Origin of the sequence: Bacillus sp. SIMBA_005, from assembly GCF_046535585.1 — a bacterium.
GTDB classification, from domain to species: Bacteria; Bacillota; Bacilli; order Bacillales; family Bacillaceae; genus Bacillus; species Bacillus pumilus.
In genome coordinates this window covers 1-1,589 of the sequence record NZ_JAWRWI010000024.1, presented here as the reverse complement: position 1 = coordinate 1,589, position 1,589 = coordinate 1, and the positions used below count along the sequence as shown (strand labels likewise).

Genomic DNA, 1,589 nt, shown 5'->3' with positions numbered 1-1,589 from the left:
ACTGGAGTTACTGGGGCAACTGGAGATACTGGTGCCACTGGTGTAACTGGTGATACCGGTCCTACTGGAGTTACTGGCGCAACTGGAGATACAGGTTCTACTGGGGCAACTGGAGATACTGGTCCTACTGGAGTTACTGGTGTAACTGGAGATACCGGTCCTACTGGAGTTACTGGTGTAACTGGAGATACTGGTCCTACTGGAGTTACTGGGGCAACTGGAGATACCGGTCCTACTGGTGCCACTGGTGTAACTGGTGATACCGGTCCTACTGGAGTTACTGGTGCAACTGGAGATACCGGTCCTACTGGTGTAACTGGCGCAACTGGTGATACAGGTCCAACGGGACCTACTGGTGTAACTGGAGATACTGGTCCTACTGGTGCTACTGGTGTAACCGGAGATACCGGTCCTACTGGAGTTACTGGTGTAACCGGAGATACTGGTCCTACTGGAGTTACTGGGGCAACTGGAGATACTGGTCCTACTGGAGCCACTGGTGTAACCGGAGATACCGGTCCTACTGGAACCACTGGTGTAACTGGCGCAACTGGTGCTACTGGTGCCACTGGTGCAACTGGAGATACTGGTCCTACTGGAGTTACTGGGGCAACTGGAGATACTGGTCCTACTGGTGTAACTGGCGCAACTGGAGATACAGGTCCAACGGGACCTACTGGTGCTACTGGTGTAACCGGAGATACCGGTCCTACTGGAGTTACTGGTGTAACCGGAGATACTGGTCCTACTGGAGTTACTGGAGCCACTGGTGTAACTGGTGATACAGGTCCAACGGGACCTACTGGTGATACTGGGGCAACTGGTGCTACTGGTGTAACCGGAGATACTGGTCCTACTGGAGTTACTGGGGCAACTGGAGATACTGGTGCCACTGGTGTAACTGGTGATACCGGTCCTACTGGAGTTACTGGTGTAACTGGAGATACAGGTTCTACTGGGGCAACTGGAGATACTGGTCCTACTGGAGTTACTGGTGTAACCGGAGATACTGGTCCTACTGGAGTTACTGGGGCAACTGGAGATACCGGTCCTACTGGAGCCACTGGTGTAACCGGAGATACCGGTCCTACTGGAACCACTGGTGTAACTGGCGCAACTGGTGCTACTGGTGCCACTGGTGCAACTGGAGATACTGGTCCTACTGGAGTTACTGGGGCAACTGGAGCTACTGGTCCTACTGGAGCCACTGGTGTAACCGGAACTACCGGTCCTACTGGAACCACTGGTGTAACTGGCGCAACTGGTGCTACTGGTGCCACTGGTGCAACTGGAGATACCGGTCCTACTGGTGTAACTGGTGTAACTGGTGTAACTGGTGATACCGGTCCTACTGGCGCAACTGGTGATACCGGTCCTACTGGACCTACTGGTGTAACTGGAGATACTGGTCCTACTGGAGATACTGGTGCAACCGGAGCTACTGGACCAACTGGTGTAACCGGAACTACCGGTCCTACTGGTCCTACTGGAGTTACTGGTGCAACGGGAGATACGGGAGCAACAGGTGCGACCGGAGCTACTGGTCCAACTGGACCAACTGGTGTAACCGGAACTACCGGTCCAACGGG

At 54.1% G+C, this 1,589-nt stretch carries 1 protein-coding gene; it reads left to right on the top strand.

The window, feature by feature from the left end:
• On the top strand, nucleotides 1-1,589 hold a 1,589-nt coding region (locus SB660_RS18850; protein WP_410583731.1), incomplete at both ends, for a hypothetical protein.